Origin of the sequence: Collinsella aerofaciens (genome assembly GCF_027679495.1) — a bacterium.
Lineage (GTDB): Bacteria > Actinomycetota > Coriobacteriia > Coriobacteriales > Coriobacteriaceae > Collinsella > Collinsella aerofaciens_AK.
Map to the genome: position 1 here is coordinate 22814 of NZ_JAQEKC010000006.1, position 21605 is coordinate 44418.

Annotated in this window: 14 protein-coding genes and 1 pseudogene; 12 read left to right on the forward strand and 3 right to left on the reverse strand. The window is 60.4% G+C overall.

The window, feature by feature from the left end:
• Positions 1-210 precede the first annotated feature (210 nt).
• Positions 211-1227 (reverse strand): LacI family DNA-binding transcriptional regulator, encoded by a 1017-nt coding sequence (locus tag PGW49_RS03445; protein WP_270225528.1) that lies wholly within the window; start codon positions 1225-1227, stop codon positions 211-213.
• 376 nt (positions 1228-1603) lie between these two features.
• Here PGW49_RS03445 and PGW49_RS03450 point away from each other — a divergent pair, with 376 nt between their 5' ends.
• The 8 genes and pseudogenes from PGW49_RS03450 to PGW49_RS03485 all read left to right on the forward strand — a co-directional run bounded on the left by PGW49_RS03450 (position 1604) and on the right by PGW49_RS03485 (position 10883).
• Complete coding sequence (locus tag PGW49_RS03450; protein ID WP_270225529.1) at positions 1604-4612, forward strand: glycoside hydrolase family 2 TIM barrel-domain containing protein; 3009 nt, start codon at positions 1604-1606, stop codon at positions 4610-4612.
• 3 nt (positions 4613-4615) lie between these two features.
• On the forward strand, positions 4616-5071 hold the full coding sequence (locus PGW49_RS03455) for a NanQ anomerase/TabA/YiaL family protein (RefSeq protein WP_270225530.1): 456 nt from the start codon (positions 4616-4618) through the stop codon (positions 5069-5071).
• 153 nt (positions 5072-5224) lie between these two features.
• Positions 5225-6688, forward strand: a pseudogene (locus tag PGW49_RS03460) (amino acid permease).
• 422 nt (positions 6689-7110) lie between these two features.
• Positions 7111-7359 (forward strand): HPr family phosphocarrier protein, encoded by a 249-nt coding sequence (locus tag PGW49_RS03465; RefSeq protein WP_022094361.1) that lies wholly within the window; start codon positions 7111-7113, stop codon positions 7357-7359.
• A gap of 193 nt (positions 7360-7552) precedes the next feature.
• Positions 7553-7795, forward strand: a complete 243-nt coding sequence (locus tag PGW49_RS03470; protein WP_022094360.1) for a FeoA family protein — start codon at positions 7553-7555, stop codon at positions 7793-7795.
• 39 nt (positions 7796-7834) lie between these two features.
• On the forward strand, positions 7835-8056 hold the full coding sequence (locus tag PGW49_RS03475) for a FeoA family protein (protein WP_006234774.1): 222 nt from the start codon (positions 7835-7837) through the stop codon (positions 8054-8056).
• 123 nt (positions 8057-8179) lie between these two features.
• Positions 8180-10507: a ferrous iron transporter B gene (gene feoB / locus PGW49_RS03480; protein ID WP_270225534.1), complete on the forward strand. Its 2328-nt coding sequence runs from the start codon at positions 8180-8182 to the stop codon at positions 10505-10507.
• A 175-nt stretch (positions 10508-10682) separates the two neighbouring features.
• Positions 10683-10883 carry a hypothetical protein gene (locus PGW49_RS03485; protein ID WP_035136858.1) on the forward strand — a complete coding sequence of 67 codons (201 nt, stop codon included), beginning with the start codon at positions 10683-10685 and terminating at the stop codon, positions 10881-10883.
• A gap of 185 nt (positions 10884-11068) precedes the next feature.
• Here the strand turns inward: PGW49_RS03485 and PGW49_RS03490 are convergent, their stop codons facing one another.
• Positions 11069-11773 (reverse strand): response regulator, encoded by a 705-nt coding sequence (locus tag PGW49_RS03490; RefSeq protein ID WP_117583373.1) that lies wholly within the window; start codon positions 11771-11773, stop codon positions 11069-11071.
• Positions 11766-14501 (reverse strand): sensor histidine kinase, encoded by a 2736-nt coding sequence (locus PGW49_RS03495; protein ID WP_270225535.1) that lies wholly within the window; start codon positions 14499-14501, stop codon positions 11766-11768. The genes PGW49_RS03490 and PGW49_RS03495 overlap by 8 nt, the downstream gene beginning before the upstream one ends.
• Before the next feature lie 334 nt (positions 14502-14835).
• Here PGW49_RS03495 and kdpA point away from each other — a divergent pair, with 334 nt between their 5' ends.
• The 4 genes from kdpA to PGW49_RS03515 all read left to right on the forward strand — a co-directional run bounded on the left by kdpA (position 14836) and on the right by PGW49_RS03515 (position 21531).
• Positions 14836-16659 (forward strand): potassium-transporting ATPase subunit KdpA, encoded by a 1824-nt coding sequence (gene kdpA, locus PGW49_RS03500; protein ID WP_270225536.1) that lies wholly within the window; start codon positions 14836-14838, stop codon positions 16657-16659.
• A gap of 16 nt (positions 16660-16675) precedes the next feature.
• Positions 16676-18730: a potassium-transporting ATPase subunit KdpB gene (gene kdpB / locus PGW49_RS03505; RefSeq protein WP_270225537.1), complete on the forward strand. Its 2055-nt coding sequence runs from the start codon at positions 16676-16678 to the stop codon at positions 18728-18730.
• 12 nt (positions 18731-18742) lie between these two features.
• Positions 18743-19333 (forward strand): potassium-transporting ATPase subunit KdpC, encoded by a 591-nt coding sequence (gene kdpC / locus PGW49_RS03510; RefSeq protein ID WP_270225538.1) that lies wholly within the window; start codon positions 18743-18745, stop codon positions 19331-19333.
• A 248-nt stretch (positions 19334-19581) separates the two neighbouring features.
• A complete protein-coding gene (locus PGW49_RS03515) occupies positions 19582-21531 on the forward strand; it encodes an NAD(P)/FAD-dependent oxidoreductase (protein ID WP_270225539.1) in 1950 nt (649 codons plus the stop codon).
• The last annotated feature ends 74 nt before the right edge of the window (positions 21532-21605 follow it).

Consider the following 21605-nt stretch of genomic DNA (forward strand, 5'->3'; position numbering starts at 1 on the left):
TCGCGGAAAGTGCATCCCGAAATCTGCATCCAGAACGGGTCGCGCTTTCCCAAAGGGGGTCCTCTGGGAAAGCGCGACCCAGAATTCGGCAAAATAATGGGGCACAGTTTCCGGTTGAGCTGTCTAACGGAAACTGTGCCCCAGAATGAGCGCTCAAAACGGGATAGGCTTTCCGCAACAACTGTCTGGCGGAAAGCCTGCCCCAGTTTCTTATAGCGAGTCTCTCTGGATCAGCTGCATGTGCATCACGGAGGTGGTGGGCTCGGCACCCTTGATCATGTCGAGCGCAATGTTGGCGGCCATGTGGCCTTCTTCGCGCAGGGGCTGGCGGACAGTCGTGAGCGCGGGGACGCAGCGCGTCGCAATCTCGTGATCGTCGAAGCCGACGACAGAAACGTCCGCAGGAACGGATAGGCCTGCCTCGTTGAGTGCGGTGATGACGCCAGCCGCGATACGGTCCGATCCGCAGAGCACGCCATCGAAAGCAATCTCGCGCGCGAGAATCTGGTGCATGGCCTGATAGCCGTCTCCGTTGTTCCAGCCGGTATAGATAACGTTTGCGTCTGGGAGGTCTTCGCCCAAGACGGCACGGTAGCCGCGCAGGCGGTCGACGACAGCGGGGTTGTCTTGCGGTCCCAACACGGCGACGATATCTTTGCGCCCGCGTTCCTTCATGGCGAGTGCCGCAAAGCGTCCGCCCTCTTCGTCGTCAGAGTAGACCGTCGAGAACACATCGCGATAGGGGTGACCCTCGAGCTGGCCGCACAACACGGTAGGTACGCCCAGCTCGCGCAGCACCTCGAGCAGCTCGCTGCCCTTGTAGGGGGAGACGTCGATCACGGCGTCGAACGAGCGGCGCTCAAAGTGCTCGCGTGCGCGGTTGCGCTCATGCGTAGAAGACGCCTGCAAGATAACGGGCAGATAGGACGACTCCGACAGTTCCTCGGTAATGCCGCTCAAAAACTCGCTATAGGTGGGGTCGCTGAAGAGTTCACTCAGGGGCTCGGTCACGAGCACGGCGATGATTTCCGTGCGCCCGACAGCGAGCGCTCGGCCACGAGCGTTGGGGACAAAATTGACTTCCTTGGCCGCCGCGCGGACGCGCTTTTTGGTTTCCTCGCTAATGCGGGGCGAATCGTTGAGAGCGCGCGATGCCGTGGAGCGCGACACGCCGGCAGCTGCGGCAACCTCGGCAAGCGTAGGTGCGGTGCGAACTGGTTGGGTCATGGCGTCTCCTGGAAAATGCGGTCGATGTTGTCACTGATACGGGCTGGTGCGGATACAGCTTACTATAGTGCGTCTGAACAGCGTTCATGATATCCGGTGACCGGCGTCGTTTTGCAACCAAGCCACAATCGAATACGTCTCGTGTGGGTGAGATATCAGCGGGCGTGGTGGTTGCCTACGAGCTTAAGAACGATGTCTTGCGCTGAGTGTCGATACTCAGGGTGACATAAGTGTCCCGGTTGTACAACCGGTTGCACCGTTAACCCGGTCAAATCGACCGTTCAGCGGACAACCGGTTGCACAGCTTTTTGCATCGCCCGTAAGATAAGGACAACCGGTTGCACAAGAATCACTACGATGACGAAGGAGCATCACCATGGACGCCATTAACGATTGGGAAAACCAAGCGCTCACCCATAGGAACCGCCTGGCACCCCATGCGTACTTTATGGGTTACGAGACCGCCGATCTCGCTGCAACGTACAGCCGCGAGCTGTCGCGCGGGTTTGTCCAGCTGTCCGGCTCGTGGCAGTTCCGCCTCTTTGAGGGCCCCGCTGCCGTCTCCAACGAGGAGCTCTCCACGTACGAGCCCGAGTGGGATCACGTGGAAGTTCCGCACCTGTGGCAGGTAGATGGCTACGGCAACCTTGCCTATACCGACGAGGGCTTCCCGTTCCCGGTGGATCAGCCGTATGTTCCTTCCGATGACCCCACGGGCGTCTACCAGCGCATCGTCAATCTTCCCGCCGTGCCTGCCGGCGCTCGCGAGATCATTCGCTTTGACGGCATCGAGAGCTATGGCGAGCTGTACGTCAACGGCAAGTTTATCGGCATGACCAAGGGCTCGCGCCTGTCTGCCGAGTTCGACGTGACCGACGCGCTTGTCGAGGGCGACAACCTGTTTGCGGTCAAGGTTCTGCAGTACAGCGATGGCAGCTATATCGAGGATCAGGATATGTGGTGGGCCTCGGGCATCTTCCGCGATGTGTACCTTATGCAGCGTCCCGCCGCGCGCCTGGTCGACTTTAGGTTCCGCACGCACCGCGAGGGCGATACCGCTTTGATCACGCTCGATACGGTTGCCGAGGGCGCTTCCCGCGTTGTGTTTACGCTCAGCGATGGCGAGAACGTGGTGGCTACGGGCGAGTGCGTCGACGGCCATGCCGAGTGCAGCGTTGCCGATGCCCACTTCTGGAATCCCGAGGACCCCTTCCTCTATGACCTTACGTTTGAGGTCTACGACGGTGACCAGGTCAGCGAGTACGTCCCGCATCGCCAGGGCCTTGCCGAGGTGACGGTCGAGGGCAATCATATCTACCTCAACGGCACCTACTTTAAGATGCATGGCGTCAACCGCCACGATCACGACGATCACAAGGGCCGCGCCGTGGGCCTCGATCGCATGCGCCGCGACCTGGAGCTCATGAAGCAGCACAACATCAACGCGGTGCGCACGTCCCATTACGCCAACGACCCGCGCTTTTACGAGCTGTGCGACGAGTATGGCATCATGCTGGTCGCCGAGACCGATATGGAGAGCCACGGCTTCGAGAATATCGGCAATATCGCCCTGGTCACCGACGACCCGGCATGGGAGCCGGCCTACGTCGACCGCATCGAGCGCCTGGTGATGCAGGAGCGCAACCACGCCTGCATCATTATGTGGTCGATGGGCAACGAGAGCGGCTATGGCTGCAACATCCGCGCGATGTATGCCAAGGCTCACGAGCTCGATGGTCGTCCGGTCCATTACGAGGAGGACCGCAACGCCGATACCGTCGACGTCATTTCCACCATGTACTCCCGTGTGTCGCAGATGAACGACTTTGGCGAGCATCCGTTCCCCAAGCCGCGCATCAACTGCGAGTACGGTCACTCCATGGGCAATGGCCCCGGAGGCCTGTCCGAGTACCAGGAGGTCTTCGATCGCTGGGATTGCATCCAAGGCCAGTTTATCTGGGAATGGTGCGACCACGGTTTGGCTGCTGTGACCGAGGACGGCGTTGCCTACGATATGTATGGTGGCGACAACGGCGATTACCCCAACAACAGCAACTTCTGCATCGATGGCATGGTGTTCCCCTGGCAGCAGCCGAGTCCGGGCCTCACTGAGTATGGCCAGGTCATCTGCCCGGTTCGCATGGCTTATGACGCCGAGGCAGGCGAGCTGACCGTCACCAACAAGCGTTGGTTTACCACCCTCGAGGATGTCTGCCTGTCGGCCGAGACCCTGGTGGACGGCGACGTTGTGTGCCGCAAGACGCTCATGCCCGGTGCGGTTGCCCCCGGCGAGTCCGTCCAGCTGCCGCTGGTGATTCGCGAGGCCGCGGTAGGCGAGACCCTGCTGACCGTGCACGCCTACACCATGGCCGCTCACGTCTGGTGCGAGCCGATGTTCCAACTGGGTGCAAGCCAGTTTGCCGTCGCCAACCATCCGGCGCCAGCCATCGCGGCTCCCACTCGTCCTGAGCTTACGGTCGAGGAGACCGAGCAGGAAATCCGCATTCACTCCCTCAACGGTGAGCTGACCTTCAGCAAGGTCAACGGTACCGTGAGCGAGTGGAAGGCATCCGGCCGCGACGTCATGGCCTCTGGTCCCCAGGTTGGTTTTTGGCATCCGCTCGTCGATAACCATGCGCAGGAGTATGACTCACTGTGGAAGGACAACTTCATCGATGTGATGCAGACGTCTACCCGCAAGGTTTCTTGGAAGCAGGATGGCAATGCGGTCGTCGTGACCGTGAGCCAGCGTATCGCTCCTCCCGTCCGCGCGTTCGGCATGCGCGTCGAGCTCGTCTACACCGTGCTTCCGAGCGGTCGTGTCGACCTCAAGGTTTCCGGCGAGCCCTATGGCGATTACTCGGATATCATCCCGCGCATCGGCATTTCCTTCGAGGTCCCCGGTTGCGATCGTGCCGTCGAGTGGTATGGCCACGGCCCGGGCGAGAACTACCCGGACTCGCTGCGCGCCAACCCGGTCGGTCATTACCGCACTACGGTCGACGATATGTTCACGCCGTATGTCATGCCCCAGGATTGCGCTAACCGCGAGGGAACCCGTTGGGTCGCCCTGCGCTCTAGCCACGGTGACGGCGTGCTGGTGACTCGTCCGGCCGACGCCGCTTCCAACCCGTTCTCGTTCTCGGCATGGCCTTATAGCTGCGAGGCTATCGATAACGCCAAGCACGTCTACGACCTTGTTCCGGGCGATACGGTCACGGTCAACATCAACGACCAGTTGCTCGGCCTTGGCTCGAACTCTTGGGGTTCCGAGGTGCTCGATTCCTACCGCACCCGTTTTGAGAGCTTCAGCTTTGAGGTGTCCCTGCGACCGCTGACGTCTGCCGATCTGGCTCAGGCGCTGGCACCCATTAAGGAGGCATAAGCCATGCATGTCTTTAACTCGCGCGCCGATTTCGACGCCCAGATGAAGTCCGTCAAGAAGTGGATGCGCACCGGCCAGGCGCTCGATGGCGTTGCCGACCTGCAGCACGACGTGGCGTACTCTATCGGCGACTCGCTGGTGTATTGGTGGGTCTATGCCCGCGAGGCCGCAACCGCCGACCTGGTCGGTCACCGTCGCTACCATGCCGTGCTCGCTCCGCTCGACGGCGAACTGACCGTCGAGGTTGCCCCCAAGGCAGGTCTCACCTGCGCCCGCGCTTACAGCGATATCGATGATCGCGAGCGCTTTGAGGGTGCGGGGGAGACCGTGACGATTCCCGCCGGCGGCGTTGCCGTCGTCGAGATCGACGAGGCCTACCGTGTCGTGGCCGATGCCGCGGATTCCCGCGTCGTGGTATTGCACGTGACGGTCGAAGGTTATTCCTTCCCCAACAAGTAGTATTCGTCCGTTTGGACGTTTGCTTCGCGCCGTTAAGGGGGATGGCTTTGTTGACTCCCTTTTCCCCATTCCCCTTAGCAGGTGCGCCGTCCGTGTTTGCACTTGCAGCTCGGACGGGTTTAGATGACATTTAATAGATGATTGGGAGGGCTTATGAGCTCTGAAAAACGAGGAACGATCGGTTCGTTCGCTCTGCTGGGCATGACGGTCGCCGCCGTGTTCGGTATCAAGAACATCATCAACAACAACGCGGCCATCGGCTTGGCAGCTGCGCCGTCGTTCTTCTTCGCCACGCTTTTGTACTTTGTCCCCTATACCCTGGTTACCGCCGAGTTCGTCGGCCTTAACAAGGACTCCGAGTCGGGTGTGTACGCATGGGTTAAGACCTCGATGGGCGGCCGCTGGGCGTTTCTGACGGCATTTAGCTACTGGTTCGTTAACCTGTTCTACTTTGCGTCCGTCCTGCCCAACGTCATCATCTACGCGAGCTACGTGTTCTTTGGTGCCAATGCCGAGCTTTCGCAGCTGTGGATCACCATTATCGAGATCGTCGTCTTTGCTATCGCCACGTGGGTTTCGACCAAGGGCGCTAAGTGGATCGGCTCTATTTCCTCCTTCGGTTCGACCGCGGCTCTCGGCCTGACTGCCGTGTTCATCCTGCTGTCCCTGGCTGCTGCCTTTGGCGGCGTTGAGTTCGCTACGGCTCCCACGCCCGCCAACATGGCTCCCGACATGAGCAACTTCGCCACTATGTGGGGCTTCTTCGGTACGCTTGCCTGGATCATCCAGGGCGTTGGCGGCGCTGAGTCTGTCGGCGTGTTCCTTAACGACCTTAAGGGTGGCGTCAAGGCCTTCGTGCGCACCGTCGTTATCGCCGGCCTGACCATCGGCCTTCTGTATGCAGGCGCTTCGCTGCTGGTCAACCTGTTCATTCCCGAGGGCAGCGTTGCCATCTCCACCGGCATCTTCGACGTGTTCGGCGCTGTCTTTGCCCACTTTGGCATTCCCATGGAAGTGTCCACGCGCGTCATCGGCTTGATCCTTCTCGCCGCTACGCTGGGTTCCCTCATGATGTAGACCTCCGCTCCCATCAAGGTCTTCTTCACCGAGATCCCCAAGGGCGTCTTTGGTAGCAAGATCGTCGAGCTCAACGAGCACGGCATTCCCGCCCGCGCTGCCTGGCTGCAGTTCGCCATCGTCGTCCCCATCCTGATCATCCCTGCCCTGGGCTCTGGTAACCTCGACGACCTGCTCATGATCGTCACCAACATGACGGCTGCCACCGCTCTGCTCCCGCCGCTGCTGATCCTGCTTGCCTACTTTATGCTGCGCAAGAACTTTGACGCTGCTCCCCGTGGCTTCCGCATGGGTTCGCGTACCTTTGGCCTGGCCATTGCTGCATTCCTGCTTGTGGTCTTCTGCTTCGTGCTTATTTGCGGCACCATTCCGCTCGATCAGCCGCTGTGGCTGACGCTGGTCTACAACGTTGGCGGCGTGGTTGTCTTCCTGGGCCTTGCCGTGATGTGGTACAACCGCTACATCAACCGCCTGCGCGAGACCGATCCCGAGGCCGCCGAGAACGAGCTTCGCCCTTCCGTCCTTGATATGATGGAGTAGCGGCTAGGATTAATCTACGGCTGTGGAATAAATCGATTCCCTTTCCTAGGGAGGGGCCTTACGAGGCCCCTCCTTTTGTGTTTTGGGGCATGGATTTTGGACTCTGTGGGCAAAAAATGCCAAATATGAGTACTGTTGCAAGAGAGGTGTCATATTTTTCGGCCTGCTCTGAGCGAAAATGGGCTCTAAATCAATTTATCTAACCCCCTTTAAAGGGCGTTTGACGGCTTTCAACCTCTTCGAATCGCTCAAATTAGGCAATTTGCTCTCGATTTTGCTGCTACTAAATTTGTGACAGTACTCATATTTGCCACTTTTTGCCCACGAGGTGTTCAGAGGAGCTCTCGACAAGCATCTAACGCTACAATAACTACCACGTGGCTGGGTTTGCCGGCCGAATGTGCGATGTCGTGGGAGGGGACATGGTCGAGTTTACAAAGACGATTAAAGATCCGTTGGGATTACATGCCCGCCCGGTTGCGCTGCTCTATGACATCATTGCCAAGCATCGTAGCGACGTGTCAGTCAGCATCGGCGATCGCCACACGGATGGCCGCGATGTCATGGGACTCATGGCTCTCTACGGCGAGTGCGGCGAGGACATCATCTTCCGCGTTTCGGGCGTAGACGAGGCTTCCTGCGTTACGTCGATCAGAAACCTCTCGCTTTAAGCATGACAGGGCGTGGTAAAGGATGGTCCTTTGCCGCGCCCTTTTGTTTTGTTTCGTATAGGAAACTTTTTCGAAATCTGAATGGGGACCCTTTCCAAAAAGTTAACCACGTGCTAGTTTACTAAAGCGAACATAGACGTGGTTAACTTTTAACGCGTCGATGTTGAGGACGAACTGACGTTAGGAGCCACTCATGTCTTGCGGACCGCAGATGCCGGCAATGCCGCTTTCGATGGTAAAAGCGGGCGAAACCGTGCGCGTGTCTCGTGTAAAGGGCAATGAGGATATGAAGCACCACCTCAAGGACCTCGGCTTTGTCGAGGGCAACGAAATCCACGTGGTGAGCTCGAGTGGCGCCAATATCATCGTCACTGTGCTGGGCGCACGCTTTGGTATCGATTCCAAGGTTGCCATGCACATCATGACCGTCGGTTAGTCTGCAGCATTTGATAAAAACCGAAAGGGGGACAAGAGGATGAAGACGTTGGGTGACGTTAAGGTGGGCGAGAGCTCTACCATCGTCAAGCTTCACGGTGAGGGTGCGCTTCGCCGCCACCTTATGGACCTGGGGCTCATCAAGGGCACTTCGTTCAAGGTCGTAAAGGTTGCACCGCTCGGTGATCCGGTCGAGATCAACGTGCGCGGCTACGAGCTTTCCATCCGCAAGGAGGAGGCGGCCGTCGTCGAGGTTCAGTAAGGGCTTGCGACGTATATTTCTGCAGATAAAGTTAGGTTTTTCTAACTTAATGCAGCATCTTTGAAGCACATTATCCAGCCCGTGCGGAGAAAGCAGCGCGGGCACACAAGGAAGAAGGATTGAATGGCGGATTCTCAGATCCATGTCGCGCTGGCGGGTAACCCCAACTGCGGCAAGACCACGCTTTTCAACCTGATCACCGGCGCCAACGGCTACGTTGGCAACTGGCCCGGCGTCACGGTTGAGAAAAAGGAGGCCAAGCTCCTAAGCGACAAGAACGTTACCATCACGGACCTCCCCGGCATCTACTCGCTTTCCCCCTACAGCCCCGAGGAGCAGTGCTCGCGCGATTACCTCATGAGCGGCGAGCCCGATGTGGTCGTCCAGGTTGTCGACGCCACCAACCTCGAGCGCAACCTGTACCTGGCGCTTCAGGTCATCGAGACCGGCCTGCCCGTGGTCGTCGCCCTCAACATGGCCGACTTGGTCGAGAAGAACGGCGACAAGATCGACACGGACAAGCTCTCCAAGAAGCTCGGCTGCCCGGTCATGATGATCTCGGCCCTTAAGAACAAGGGCATCACGGAGCTGTTCGAGCAGGTCAAAAAGTCCGCTGCCTCCAAGGGCCAGGTGCCGGAGCACAAGTTCGACTCCTCCATCGAGGACGTTCTGACGCACATCGAGAACAACCTTCCGGCGAGCGTTCCCGCCAACAAGCGTCGCTACTACACCGTCAAACTGTTTGAGCGCGACGCGGACGCCTGCAAGCTCATCAACCTCACCAAGGAGAAGGCCGCTCGCGTGGAGCAGCTGGTCGCCCAGTGCGAGCAGGACTGCGACGATGACGCCGAGTCCATCATCACCGGTGAGCGCTACGGCGTGATCGCACACATCATCGACGAGTGCCTCACCAAGGCCCCGGCCAAGATGAGCACCTCCGAGAAGATCGACCGTGTGGTTACCAACCGTATCCTGGGCCTGCCGATCTTTGTGGTCATCATGTTCTGCGTGTACTACATCGCCGTTTCCACCCTGGGCGGAACGGTGACCGACTTCACCAACGATCAGCTCTTTGGCACCGACGGTTGGTATGTGCTCGGTCAGGGCCGCGATGCTTACGATGAGGCTGTCGAGGCCGCGGGTGACGACGCCGACTCGGTCGACCCGGCACAGTACGGCCCCTATGTCCCGGGTATCACCACCATGGTGCACGACGCCCTCGTGGCGGGTGGCACCGAGGACGGTGGCCTGGTCGATTCGCTGGTCTGCGACGGTATCGTTGGCGGCCTGGGCGCCATCTTCGGCTTTGTGCCGCAGATGTTCCTGCTGTTCGTGATGCTGTCCTTCCTGGAGGACTGCGGCTACATGGCCCGCGTCGCCTTTATCATGGACCGCGTGTTCCGCCGCTTTGGCCTGTCCGGTAAGTCGTTCATCCCCATGCTCGTGTCCTCAGGCTGCGGCGTCCCCGGCGTCATGGCCACCAAGACCATCGAGAACGAGAAGGACCGCCGCATGACGGTCATGACCACCACGTTCATCCCCTGCGGTGCCAAGCTGCCGATCATCGCCCTGCTCATGGGCTCCATCATTGGCGATTCTTCCACCACGGCCGCATGGATCAGCCCGCTTTTCTACTTCCTGGGCGTCTTTGCCGTCATCGCCTCGGGCCTCATGCTCAAGAAGACCAAGCTCTTCGCCGGCCGTCCGACCCCGTTTGTCATGGAGCTTCCTGCCTACCACTTCCCGGCGATCCGTTCCTGGGCGCTGCACGTGTGGGAGCGCTGCTGGGCCTTTATCAAGAAGGCCGGCACGGTCATCTTCGCGTCCACCGTCGTGGTTTGGTTCCTCTCCAACTTTGGTAGCTACAACGGCTCCTTTGGCTTCCTGCCTGCGATGGACGGCATCCCCGAGGAGTTCATGGACTACTCCGTGCTCGCCATGCTGGGCAACCTGGTCGCTTGGATCTTCGCCCCGCTCGGCTTTAGCACCTGGCAGGCAACCGCACTGACCGTCTCTGGCCTCGTCGCCAAGGAGAACGTCGTCGCCACCGCCGGCTCGCTGCTGTCCGTCGCCGACGCGGGCGAGAACGACCCGAGCCTGTGGACCGCGTTTGCCGGCATGTTCCCCACCATGGGCGCTTGCGTGGCCTTCGGCGCCTTCAACCTGCTGTGCGCTCCGTGCTTTGCCGCCATTGGCACCATCCGCAACCAGATGGACTCTGGCAAGTGGACCGCGATTGCCATCGGCTACGAGTGCGCCTTCGCTTGGGTGATCGGCCTGTTCATCAACCAGTTCTACAACCTGCTTGTCCTTGGGCAGTTTGGTATCTGGACGGTTGTGGCCATTGTGCTGCTGGTTGCGATGCTCTTCCAGATTTTCCGACCCATGCCCAAGCATGCATGGACCGATGAGGACGAGACCAACACTGCTTCCGCCGCAGTTTCCGCTTAAGTCCGAAAAAGGATTAACCCCTTTCCACGAGCCCGGGTGTCCCAGCGACACTCGGGCTTTTTGGTGGGAGAGATGTGGCGTTTCCGCAGATAAAACCGACCAAAACAAACCTGTCCCTTTTTGGTAGGTGGAGAATGGGGTAAAGTAAGTGGTAGTTAACTAGAGGAGGCTTGCTATGGCACCTATCGATATTGTTGTACTGGCTGTTATTGGTATTGCGTTTGTCGCGGTATGCGTGCGCATCTACCGCAAGGGCACCTGCGCCGACTGCGCTCAGGGTGGCGTTTGCACGGGGCATTGCTCCAACAAAAAGACGTGCGCCGCACTTAAGGGCGTGGACAAAATCGCCGAAGACTTGGGCCGCGGAATCAAGTAAGGCCCAGACATCTAAGCGCCTCGCGAGCATCCGTTCGCGGGGCGCTTTGCGCATTTGAGGGAGAGCGCGGCGAGTCGAAGAGTATTTTGGGGTCTCGTTAAATCAGTTGCGGTGAAATACGGACTGTTTTGGCTGTCAAAGGCCTTATCTACTCCGTATTCCACCGCAACTTTTTGTGGGGTGGGCTAGAGACGCTGCATGCGGTACCCGACGCCCATGTGCGTCTGAATCATCTTGGGGTGAGAGGGGTCTGCCTCGATCTTCTTGCGCAGGGTGCGCATGAACACGCGCAGGCTCGCCAGATCGCTGTCCCAGCTCGTGCCCCATATCTCGCGGGTGATGAAGGTGTGGGTGAGCACCTTGTCGACGTTTTTCGCCAGAAGGACGAGCAATTTGTACTCGGTTGGGGTGAGCGAGAGCTCGCGTCCGTCTTTCGTCGCGTATCCCGCGGCGTAGTCGATATGCAGCGGACCGTTGTCAAACGTGCTCGCTTCTGTCGACTCGCTCGACGCCATCGAGGAGCGCCTCAAATTCGCACGGACGCGCGCGAGCAACTCATCCACAGAAAAGGGCTTGGTGAGGTAGTCGTCTGCCCCTGCGTCAAGTGCTGCAATCTTGTCGGAATCTTCGGTGCGCGCCGAAATGACGATAATGGGGACTGCCGACCAGCTTCGGATCTTCGTGATGACCTCGATACCGTCAATGTCGGGAAGGCCGAGGTCGAGCATGATGAGGCTGGGGCCGTGCGACACCGCATCCATGATGGCGGCCTGGCCGTTGCATACCTTGCTGACGACATAGCCGTGGAGGTCAAGCGCGGTCGAAACGAGGTTTTGAACGGTCAGGTCATCTTCGACCAGGAGGATGCGTGGCTTAGCGGCATTATTCATGAATCTCGATCTCCTCGGCGGGCAGGGTAAAACGGAAGACGGCCCCATGGGGGTGGTTGTCGCGAACTTCGATGACGCCGCCATGCGCCTCCACGATGGAGCGGCAGAGCGACAGCCCAAGGCCGATGCTTCGACGCGAATCCACGGGCCGCGTATTGCTTGAGGTGAAGAAGCGCTCAAAGATATGAGGCTTGTCGCAGTCTGCCACACCCGGCCCATCGTCTGCGACGTCCACCACGACAAACGCACCCTCGCGACGTGCGCTGATGGTGACAGTCGAGTCCTCGGGAGTGTATTTGAAGGCGTTCATGATGAGGTTCGTAAGCACCTGCATGATGAGATGGACGTCGATGCGTACCAGCAGGATGTCGTCAGTGTGTTCGATGGTGACGGTACGTCCATGCGATGCTTGGGCGACATGGCTGAGGGCGGCCTCGATGACCTCGTCGATGAGCTCGGATGTGAGGTTGAGGCGAATGGTGCCGTCCTCGACGCGTGTGATGGCGAGGAGGTTCTCCACGGTATCGATAAGCCAGAGGGAGTCGTTGTAGATGGCATCGGCAAGATCGCAGCGTTGTTCGAGGCTGAGCTTCTCGTCGCTCTTCCGAAGGATTGCCGCAGATCCGGATATAGCCGTGAGGGGTGTCCTCAAATCGTGGCCGATGGAGCGCAAAAGGTTGGCGCGCAGCTGCTCGTTTTTCGCCAAGACCGCAGCCTCTTCGCGCTCTTGCGCCGCCCGGTCGCTTTCGAGCGCCAAGGCGCATTCACCTACGATAGATAGGACGATCGAATGCTCGAAGGCTTCGATCTCGCGCCCCTCCAGGTCGATGCCGATGACACCGAATACCTTGTCGCCGGTGCGAACCGCGAGGTAGAGACAGCGCGCCTCAGGCAGGGTCCGCGTGCTTGCGCCCGCGCGCTTGTTGTTGGTGTAGGTCCAGGTTGCAACGGCGCGCTCATAGTCGGTGAACAGCGACGCGGATCGGTTTTCGGTGCCAGCGGACTCATAGAGCGCCTTGCCGAGCGTGCCGTGTTCGGCAGGGTAGAAGACCACGTCGAGTTTTAGCAGTTTGATGAGTTGGTTCATGGCGACGCGGGCGCACTCCTCCGCGCTATGGGCTTGCTGCAAGAGCTGGTTCGTTTCGAGGAGTACACGCGTTTTGAATGCGTTCTCGGCGGAGGTGCGGGCGTTGTCGGCGATGCGCGCAGTTAACTCGCCGGCGACCATAGCGGTAGCGAACATGATGCCGAACGTGACCAGATAGCTTCGGTCGTAGCTGGCGAGCGAAAACAGAGGCGTGACGAAGCAGAAGTTGTAAAGCACTACAGAGAGCACGCTCGATACAATCGTGCAGATACGCCCCGTCGTGGTGACGGCGGTCAGCAGGGCCGTGAGGATATAGAGGGATATGATGCTGGAATCGGCAAATCCCAGATGGCGGAAAGCCGTGCCGATCGCCGTGGCGACAAGAGAGAGGGCCAGCGTGCGAAGCACGTCTCGGCTGCTGGGCGGCTGCGGGGCGAGCGCACGGCGGCGTCCTTTGGGCCGGGAGGGCGGAGTCGACTGGTCTGGAATGATGTAAATGTCGAGGTTCGGGGCGAATGTTATGAGCTGTTCTACGAGAGATTTGCGGCCGAAGAGAGCCTGACGGACGCTGCTGTGCTCGCCCGTGCGCCCCATGACGATCTTCGAAATACCCGACAGGCGCGCGAACTCGGAGATCTGAAACGCGACGTCGTCGCCATAGACGGTTTCCATATGCGCTCCGAGCTGCTCGGCTAGGGCGATATTGGCTGCAAGCTTGGCGCGCTCATCATCGCTCATGGCTTGCGTGCGCGGGCTCTCTACGAACAGGGCGACGAGCTCGCTGCGAAACGCTTTCGCCATGCGTGCGGCGGCACGGACGATGCGGGGATTGGTCGGCGCCGGGGAGACGCAGACTAAGATACGCTCCCTGGTGTAGTAGTCACGGTTTCCCAGCACGCGTGCGGCGTCTGTGAGGCGGCCGGTGCGATCGGCGCAGCGGCGCAGCGCGATTTCTCGGAGTGCGGTGAGGTTCTCGACGGTAAAAAAATGCTGTTGCGCTCGGTCGGCTTGTGCGGGACGGTAGACGAGGCCGGCGCGAAGGCGCTCAAGTAGGTCTTCGGGCTCTATGTCGACGAGCTCGACCTGGTCGGCATCATCGAAGATACGGTCGGGGATTCGTTCGCTCACGACAACGCCGGTGATGGATGCAACCATGTCGTTTAGGCTCTCGATATGCTGAACGTTCACGGTCGTATAGACGTCGATGCCCGCATGTAGAAGTTCCTCGACGTCTTGATAGCGTTTGTCGTGGCGAGACCCCGGTGCATTCGTATGGGCGAGCTCGTCGACGAGGATGAGCTGAGGGGCGCGTTCGATAGCCGCATCTAGATCGAACTCGTTGAGCGTAATGCCGTTGTACTCGATGAGTTTATAGGGCACGTTCTCAAGCCCTTGTGCAAGATGGGCAGTTGCCGGACGTTCGTGCGGCTCGATGTATCCCGCGACGACGTCGACACCTCGCCGCTTGGCGGCGTGGGCGGCTTGAAGCATCGCATAAGTTTTGCCTGTGCCAGCAGCGTAGCCAAAGAAAATCTTGAGGTGTCCCCGGCTGGTTCGAGCGTCATCGGCGACCTCGTCTTTCTCAATTGCCTTGAGGATGAGGTCTGGATTGACGCGAGTGTCCGATGCGTCGCGCTGCATAGCGTAGCCTTTCTGAAGCGTTGTCCATGCGTGCATACGCGGTGAGGACGCCGCTGTATGCTCGCGAGGTCGAGTATAGGCGCACTGCAGCAGCAATAGTGCTTTCTACCTGCATCTTTACGGCATCTTAAGGTCGTGAGCCCCGGCCCTCACGCCTCTTTAATCCCTAGAAGCGTTTACTGTCCCCAGACGCTTGCGAGAGCAGGCGTCCGAGACATCGGGCCGTGCGTGAAAGGGGCGGTAAATGAACATCCTCATTCCCATCATCGGAGTCGTCTGCATTGGACTTCTTATCTATTACATCTACATTCTGATGAGGAGTGATTCGTAAACTATGGACGCTGCGATTCAGTACATCTTGTACTTTGCCGTGCTCGTCGTCCTGGCCGTTCCGCTCGGTCGGTTCATGGCCCATATCATGGATGGTGAGCATACGTTCCTGTCGCCTGTGATTGCTCCTGTGGAGCGCGGCGTCTATCGTCTGCTTCGCATCGACGCGGCAGAGCAGATGGGGTGTAGGCGCTATCTGGCGAGCGTGCTGGTCTTTTCGGGGATCGGCCTCGTGGCTCTAGTGGCACTCCAAGCGCTTCAGTCCTTCTTGCCAGGCAATCCCCAGCACCTGCCGGGTGTGTCATGGGACCTGTCGTTCAATACGGCTGTTTCCTTCATAACCAACACCAACTGGCAGTCCTATTCCGGTGAGACCACCCTGTCCTATCTTGTGCAGTTCATGGGCCTCACCGTGCAAAACTTCTTGTCCGCTGGCACCGGTATCGCGGTCATGTTCGCGCTCATCCGCGGTTTCCGTCAGGTCAAGGAGCAGGGTCTGGGTTCCTTCTGGGTCGACCTCACCCGCACCGTCCTGTATGTGCTCATCCCGCTGAACCTCGTGTTCGGCATCTGCCTGGCTGCCGGTGGCGTCATCTCCAACTTCCAGCCGGCTCAGAAGGCCGAGCTCGTAGAGCCCGTCGCTGTCCAGCCTAATGCAGACGGCGGCTGGAGCGTCATCGACGGCGCCCAGATCGAGGGCGACACGGTCAAGGTCGACGGCAAGGTTGTCGAGGGCGCGCGCGTGGTCACCGAGCAGTTCCTGCCCCAGGGTCCCGCGGCTCCTCAGGTCGCCATCAAGCAGTCCGGCACCAACGGCGGCGGCTTCTTCGGCGTGAACTCCGCTCATCCGTATGAGAACCCCAGTGCCTTCACCAACATCATCGAGATGACCAGCCTGCTGCTGATCCCGGCCGCCTGCTGCTTCACCTTCGGTATCGGCGTCAAGAACACCAAGCAGGGCAAGGCCATCTTTGCCGCCATGTTCATCCTGCTGGTGATCTTCACCGGCATCATTGCCGTCAACGAGCATGCGGGCACCCCGCAGCTGGCCGATGGCGGAGCGGTCAATATCGAGATGACCGACGGCCAGGCCGGCGGCAACATGGAGGGCAAGGAGAGCCGTTTCGGTATCGCCTCCTCTTCTACCTGGTCCGCTTTCACGACGGCTGCTTCCAACGGCTCGGTTAACTCCATGCACGACTCCTACACTCCGCTGGGCGGTTTTATCCAGATGCTCCAGATTGCTCTGGGCGAGGTCGTCTTCGGCGGCGTGGGCTGCGGCCTGTACGGCATGATCGGCTTCGCCATCCTCACAGTGTTCATCGCCGGCCTCATGGTCGGACGCACGCCTGAGTTCCTGGGCAAGAAGATCGAGCCGGGCGAGATGCGCTGGGCAGTTGTCCTGTGCTTGGCAACTCCGTTTGCCATTCTGGTGTGCTCGGCCATCGCCTGCATGGTGCCCGGTCTTGCCGACCAGCTCAACAATGGTGGCGCGCACGGCTTCTCCGAGGCGCTGTATGCCTTCACCTCATGCGGCGGCAACAACGGATCGGCGTTTGCAGGCATGAACTGCAACATTCCCTGGATCAACGTCATGCTCGGCCTCGAGATGCTGTTCGCCCGCTTCATGCCCATCATCGGTACGCTGGCTATCGCCGGCTCGCTGGCCAAGAAGGGTAAGGTCGCCGAGAGCGCCGGTACCCTGTCTACCACCAACGGCATGTTCGTATTCCTGCTCGTGTTCATCGTTCTGCTGATCGGTGCCCTGAGTTTCTTCCCGGCTCTGGCGCTTGGCCCCGTTGCCGAGTTCTTCCAGATGATTGCGTAAAGGAGGGCGCAGATTTATGGCTATGCAAAAAGACATGATGGGCCGCGCGGTCCGCGACTCGTTTGCCAAACTGGATCCTCGCGTCCAGATTCAAAACCCGGTCATGTTCCTGGTGTGGCTTTCCGCCGTCATGACCTCCGTCCTGGCCGTCGCTTCCATCTTCGGTGTGCAGGACGCGGGTGTGCCCACCTACTATGTGGTCGCCATCGCGGTCATCCTGTGGCTCACCGACCTGTTCTCGAACTTCGCCGAGGCGCTTGCCGAGGGCCGCGGTAAGGCTCAGGCCGATTCCCTGCGTGCGGCCAAGAAGGATGTCGAGGCCCATCGCATCGAGTCCGTTAAGGACAAGGAACACTTCACCGTCGTTCCCGGCACCGAGCTTACGCGCGGCGACCTGGTGATCGTACGCGCCGGCGAGCAGATTCCCGGCGATGGCGACGTCATCGAGGGCGCTGCCTCCGTTGACGAGTCCGCCATCACCGGTGAGTCCGCCCCCGTGGTCCGCGAGGCCGGCGGCGACCGCTCTGCCGTTACCGGCGGTACCGCGGTGCTGTCCGATTGGATCATCGTCAAGATCTCCAGTGAGCCCGGCCAGAGCTTCCTGGACAAGATGATCGCGATGGTCGAGGGTGCCGCGCGCAAGAAGACCCCTAACGAGATCGCTCTGGAGATCTTCCTGGTGGCCCTCTCCATCGTCTTTATCCTGGTCACGCTGGCCCTGTATTGTTACTCCTGCTTCTCGGCCGGTCTTAACGACATGGTCAACCCCACGGCCGTGACCACGCTCGTGGCACTGCTCGTGTGCCTGGCTCCCACTACCATCGGCGCCCTTCTGTCCGCCATCGGCATCGCCGGCATGAGCCGTCTGAACGAGGCCAACGTGCTGGCCATGTCCGGCCGCGCCATCGAGGCCGCCGGCGACGTCGACATCCTCATGCTCGACAAGACCGGCACCATCACCCTGGGTAACCGCCAAGCCGCCGAGTTCATCCCGGTCGATGGCGTCGATCCCGCGGAGCTGGCCGATGCCGCCCAGCTTTCCTCGCTGGCCGACGAGACCCCCGAGGGTCGTTCCATCGTCGTGCTCGCCAAGGAGCAGTTCGGTCTGCGCGGTCGCACGCTCGAGGATAAGGGTATGGAGTTCATCCCCTTCACCGCGGCAACGCGCATGTCCGGTGTGAACTACGAGGGCAATGAGATCCGCAAGGGCGCTGCCGATTCCGTGCGCACCTATGTGGAGGCAGCTGGCGGCGTGTTCTCCCAGGAGTGCGACGAGGCCGTCGAGCGCATCGCCAAGGCCGGCGGCACCCCGCTGGTCGTGACCAAGAACTGTCGCGTGCTGGGCGTTGTGTACCTCAAGGACATCATCAAGTCCGGCGTTAAGGAGAAGTTCGCCGACCTGCGCAAGATGGGCATCAAGACCATCATGGTGACGGGCGACAACCCGCTCACCGCCGCGGCAATCGCCGCCGAGGCCGGCGTTGACGACTTCCTGGCCGAGGCCACCCCTGAAGGCAAGCTCGAGAAGATCCGCGAGTTCCAGCGTGAGGGGCACCTGGTCGCCATGACCGGTGACGGCACCAACGACGCGCCCGCTCTGGCCCAGGCCGACGTCGCCGTGGCCATGAACACGGGCACCCAGGCTGCCAAGGAGGCCGGCAACATGGTCGACCTCGACTCCAGCCCCACCAAGCTCATCGAGGTCGTGCGTATCGGCAAGCAGCTGCTCATGACCCGCGGTTCGCTCACGACCTTCTCGGTGGCCAACGACATGGCGAAGTACTTCGCTATCATCCCGGCCCTGTTCTCGCCGATCTACCCGGGCCTTGGCGCGCTCAACATCCTTGGTCTGGCAAGCCCGCTGTCCGCGGTTCTTTCGGCCATCATCTATAACGCGCTCGTTATCGTCGCGCTGATCCCGGCCGCGCTGAAGGGCGTTAAGTACCGCGAGGTCCCGTCCGGACAGCTGCTGACCCACAACCTGCTCGTGTGGGGTCTGGGCGGCATCGTTGCCCCGTTCGTATTCATCAAGCTCATCGACATGCTGCTCGCGTTCTGCGGCATTATGTAAGTGGAGGTTTGTATGTTCAAAGGTGTTGCATCGCGCGCACTGGGCGTGTTCGCGCTGTTTACCGTTGTCTGCGGCCTGGGCTATACGCTCGTCGTGACCGGCATCGCCCAGGTTGCGTTCCCGTACCAGGCGAACGGATCGCTCATTACGGTCGACGACAAGATCGTGGGCTCCGAGCTGATCGGCCAGAACTTCGAGGATGAGGACCACATGTGGGGCCGCATCCAGAACGTGACTATCGTCGAGGGGGAGGACGGTGGGCTCATGGCCTACGGCACCCCGTCCAATTTGTCCCCGGCGAGTGAGGAGTACCGGCAGCTTGTGGACGCGCGCGTCGAGAAGATTCGCGCCTCCAACCCCGATGCCGATATGGACGCTGTGCCCGTCGACCTGGTGACGTGTTCCGGCTCAGGCCTCGACCCGGAGATCTCCCCCGATGCCGCCGAGTACCAGGTCCCGCGCCTGGCGAAGGCCACGGGCAAGAGCGAAGGCGAGGTGCGCGAGATCATCGCCCAGTGCACCAAGGGCCGTTTCCTCGGCGTCTTCGGCGAGCCCACGGTCAACGTGCTCAAGGTGAACCTTATGCTGGACGGCGCACTGTAGGTGAGGGAGTGGCGGATGAGGGCATGACTGACTATCTGAGCCCTCAATTCCACTCCGCCCATCAGTTGCGGTGGAATACGGACTGTTTTGCCTGTCAAAAGTCTTATCTACTCCGTATTCCACCGCAACTTTTTTGTGAGGGTCGGGATTGAAGGTGGGGAGTGCGAGCGAGTGCGAATGCGGCGGATACTGATACGATAGGTACGTTAGCAACTGCCGCCGAGCGGCTCAAACGAAAGGAAGCCTGTATGGAGTCATCCGCCTACCCGATGCTCTTTAGCCCGATCAAGGTCGGTACGACCGAGGTCAAGAACCGCGTCTTTATGCCGCCGGTGTCCACCAACCTGGCCGATCACGGCTATGTGACCGACGACTTGGTCGATCATTACCGTGCCCGCGCCAAGGGCGGCGTGGGCCTCATCATTACCGAGGTCGTGACGGTCGAGCCCACCTATACCTATCTGCCGGGTGACATGTGCTGCTACGACGACACGTTTATCCCCGGCTGGGAAAAGCTCGCCGCAGCCGTCCACGAGTACGGCTGCAAGATCATGCCGCAGCTCTTCCACCCCGCCTACATGGCCTTTAACATTCCGGGCACGCCGCGCCTGATCGCTCCGTCCTTTGTGGGCCCGTCCTATGCCCGCGAGGCGCCGCGCCCCATCACGGTCGATGAGATTCACGAGCTCACGCATCAGTTTGGCGACGCTGCCGTGCGTATGCAGAAGGCCGGTGTCGATGGCGTCGAGGTCCATGCGGCGCACGCCCACGGTATGCTCGGCGGCTTTTTGACTCCGCTCTACAACAAACGCACCGACGAGTACGGCGGCTCGCTCGACGCCCGCATGCGCTTCTTGCTCGAGGTCATCGCCGAGATTCGCGAGCGCTGCGGCAAGGACTTCATCATCGACGTCCGTATCTCGGGCGATGAGTACACCGATGGCGGCCTGACCCTCAACGACATGATCTACGTCTCGCGTCGCCTGGAGAAAGCCGGCGTCGACATGATCCACGTGTCGGGCGGTACTACCATCAAGCGCGGCTCCGCGATTCCCGCCGCCGGTACGCAGCAGGCCTCGCATGCCGCCTGCTCGCGTGAGATCAAGAAGCATGTGAACATTCCCGTCGCCACGGTCGGCCGCATCAACGAGGCATGGATTGCCGAGGAGCTGATCGAGGACGGTGCTGCCGATATCTGCATGATGGGCCGCGCCAATCTGTGCGATGCCGAGTTCTGCAACAAGGCTGCTGCCGGCAACGCCGACGACATCCGCCCCTGCATCGGTTGCCTGCGCTGCCTGAACGGCATCATGTTCGGCAAGCGCATCTCCTGCACCGTCAACCCGGACGTGGAGCGCGACGAGGCTGGCTACGAGCCTGCCGCCGAGGCCAAGAACGTACTCGTTGTGGGTGCTGGTCCTGCGGGTATGGAGGCAGCCTACATTGCCGCCAAGCGCGGTCATAACGTGGTGCTCGTGGATAAACAGGACGAACCGGGTGGCGAGATGCGCATCGCGGCCGTGCCGCCGGCAAAGCAGGAGCTCACCCGCGTGATCAAGTACCAGTATCGCCGCCTGGCCGAGGCGGGCGTGAAGTGCATATTTGGCACCGAGCTTACTGCCGAGGACATTCAGCGCGACTACGCGGGTTACGAGGTTGTCCTGGCTTATGGCGCCGAGCCCATCGCTCCGGCCTTCATGCAGGGCTTTAAGCAGGTTATGACGGCCGACGACCTGCTGGGCGGCAAGGCTTTCCCGGGTAAGAAGATCGTCATCGTGGGCGGCGGCACCGTCGGTTGCGAGACGGCAGATTACCTGGCCCCGCTGGTCAACGACCTGTCGCCGGCCAATCGCGATGTCACCGTCATCGAGATGACCAAGACGCTCGCCGCCAACGAGGGCGGTGCCGGTCGCGCGGTGCTCATCACGCGCATGCTCTCCAAGGGCGTTCACGTGCTGACCGAGGCCAAGGTGACCGAGATCACCGAGGACACTATCAGCTACGAAAAGGATGGCGAGGTCCACACCATCGCCGATGCCGATACGCTGGTGCTTGCCATGGGCTATCGTCCCAACACCAAGTTGGCCGACGACCTTGCCGCCGCTGGCGTTGCTGTCCACGTGCTGGGCGACGCCAACAAGTGCGGCAACATCCGCGATGCCATCGGCGACGGCTACAAGGTTGCCTGCGAGCTCTAGTCAACCCCTTTGCACCAATCGATTGCAAAAAGCGGCGGCTGCCCTGTGTGTTGGGCAGCCGCCGCCTGCGTTTT

Bases quoted from the DNA above. Each gene is read 5' to 3' on its own strand.
- PGW49_RS03445 (WP_270225528.1), bottom strand. From the start codon at position 1,227: ATGACCCAACCAGTTCGCACCGCACCTACGCTTGCCGAGGTTGCCGCA.
- PGW49_RS03450 (WP_270225529.1), top strand. From the start codon at position 1,604: ATGGACGCCATTAACGATTGGGAAAACCAAGCGCTCACCCATAGGAAC.
- PGW49_RS03455 (WP_270225530.1), top strand. From the start codon at position 4,616: ATGCATGTCTTTAACTCGCGCGCCGATTTCGACGCCCAGATGAAGTCC.
- PGW49_RS03465 (WP_022094361.1), top strand. From the start codon at position 7,111: ATGGTCGAGTTTACAAAGACGATTAAAGATCCGTTGGGATTACATGCC.
- PGW49_RS03470 (WP_022094360.1), top strand. From the start codon at position 7,553: ATGTCTTGCGGACCGCAGATGCCGGCAATGCCGCTTTCGATGGTAAAA.
- PGW49_RS03475 (WP_006234774.1), top strand. From the start codon at position 7,835: ATGAAGACGTTGGGTGACGTTAAGGTGGGCGAGAGCTCTACCATCGTC.
- feoB (WP_270225534.1), top strand. From the start codon at position 8,180: ATGGCGGATTCTCAGATCCATGTCGCGCTGGCGGGTAACCCCAACTGC.
- PGW49_RS03485 (WP_035136858.1), top strand. From the start codon at position 10,683: ATGGCACCTATCGATATTGTTGTACTGGCTGTTATTGGTATTGCGTTT.
- PGW49_RS03490 (WP_117583373.1), bottom strand. From the start codon at position 11,773: ATGAATAATGCCGCTAAGCCACGCATCCTCCTGGTCGAAGATGACCTG.
- PGW49_RS03495 (WP_270225535.1), bottom strand. From the start codon at position 14,501: ATGCAGCGCGACGCATCGGACACTCGCGTCAATCCAGACCTCATCCTC.
- kdpA (WP_270225536.1), top strand. From the start codon at position 14,836: ATGGACGCTGCGATTCAGTACATCTTGTACTTTGCCGTGCTCGTCGTC.
- kdpB (WP_270225537.1), top strand. From the start codon at position 16,676: ATGGCTATGCAAAAAGACATGATGGGCCGCGCGGTCCGCGACTCGTTT.
- kdpC (WP_270225538.1), top strand. From the start codon at position 18,743: ATGTTCAAAGGTGTTGCATCGCGCGCACTGGGCGTGTTCGCGCTGTTT.
- PGW49_RS03515 (WP_270225539.1), top strand. From the start codon at position 19,582: ATGGAGTCATCCGCCTACCCGATGCTCTTTAGCCCGATCAAGGTCGGT.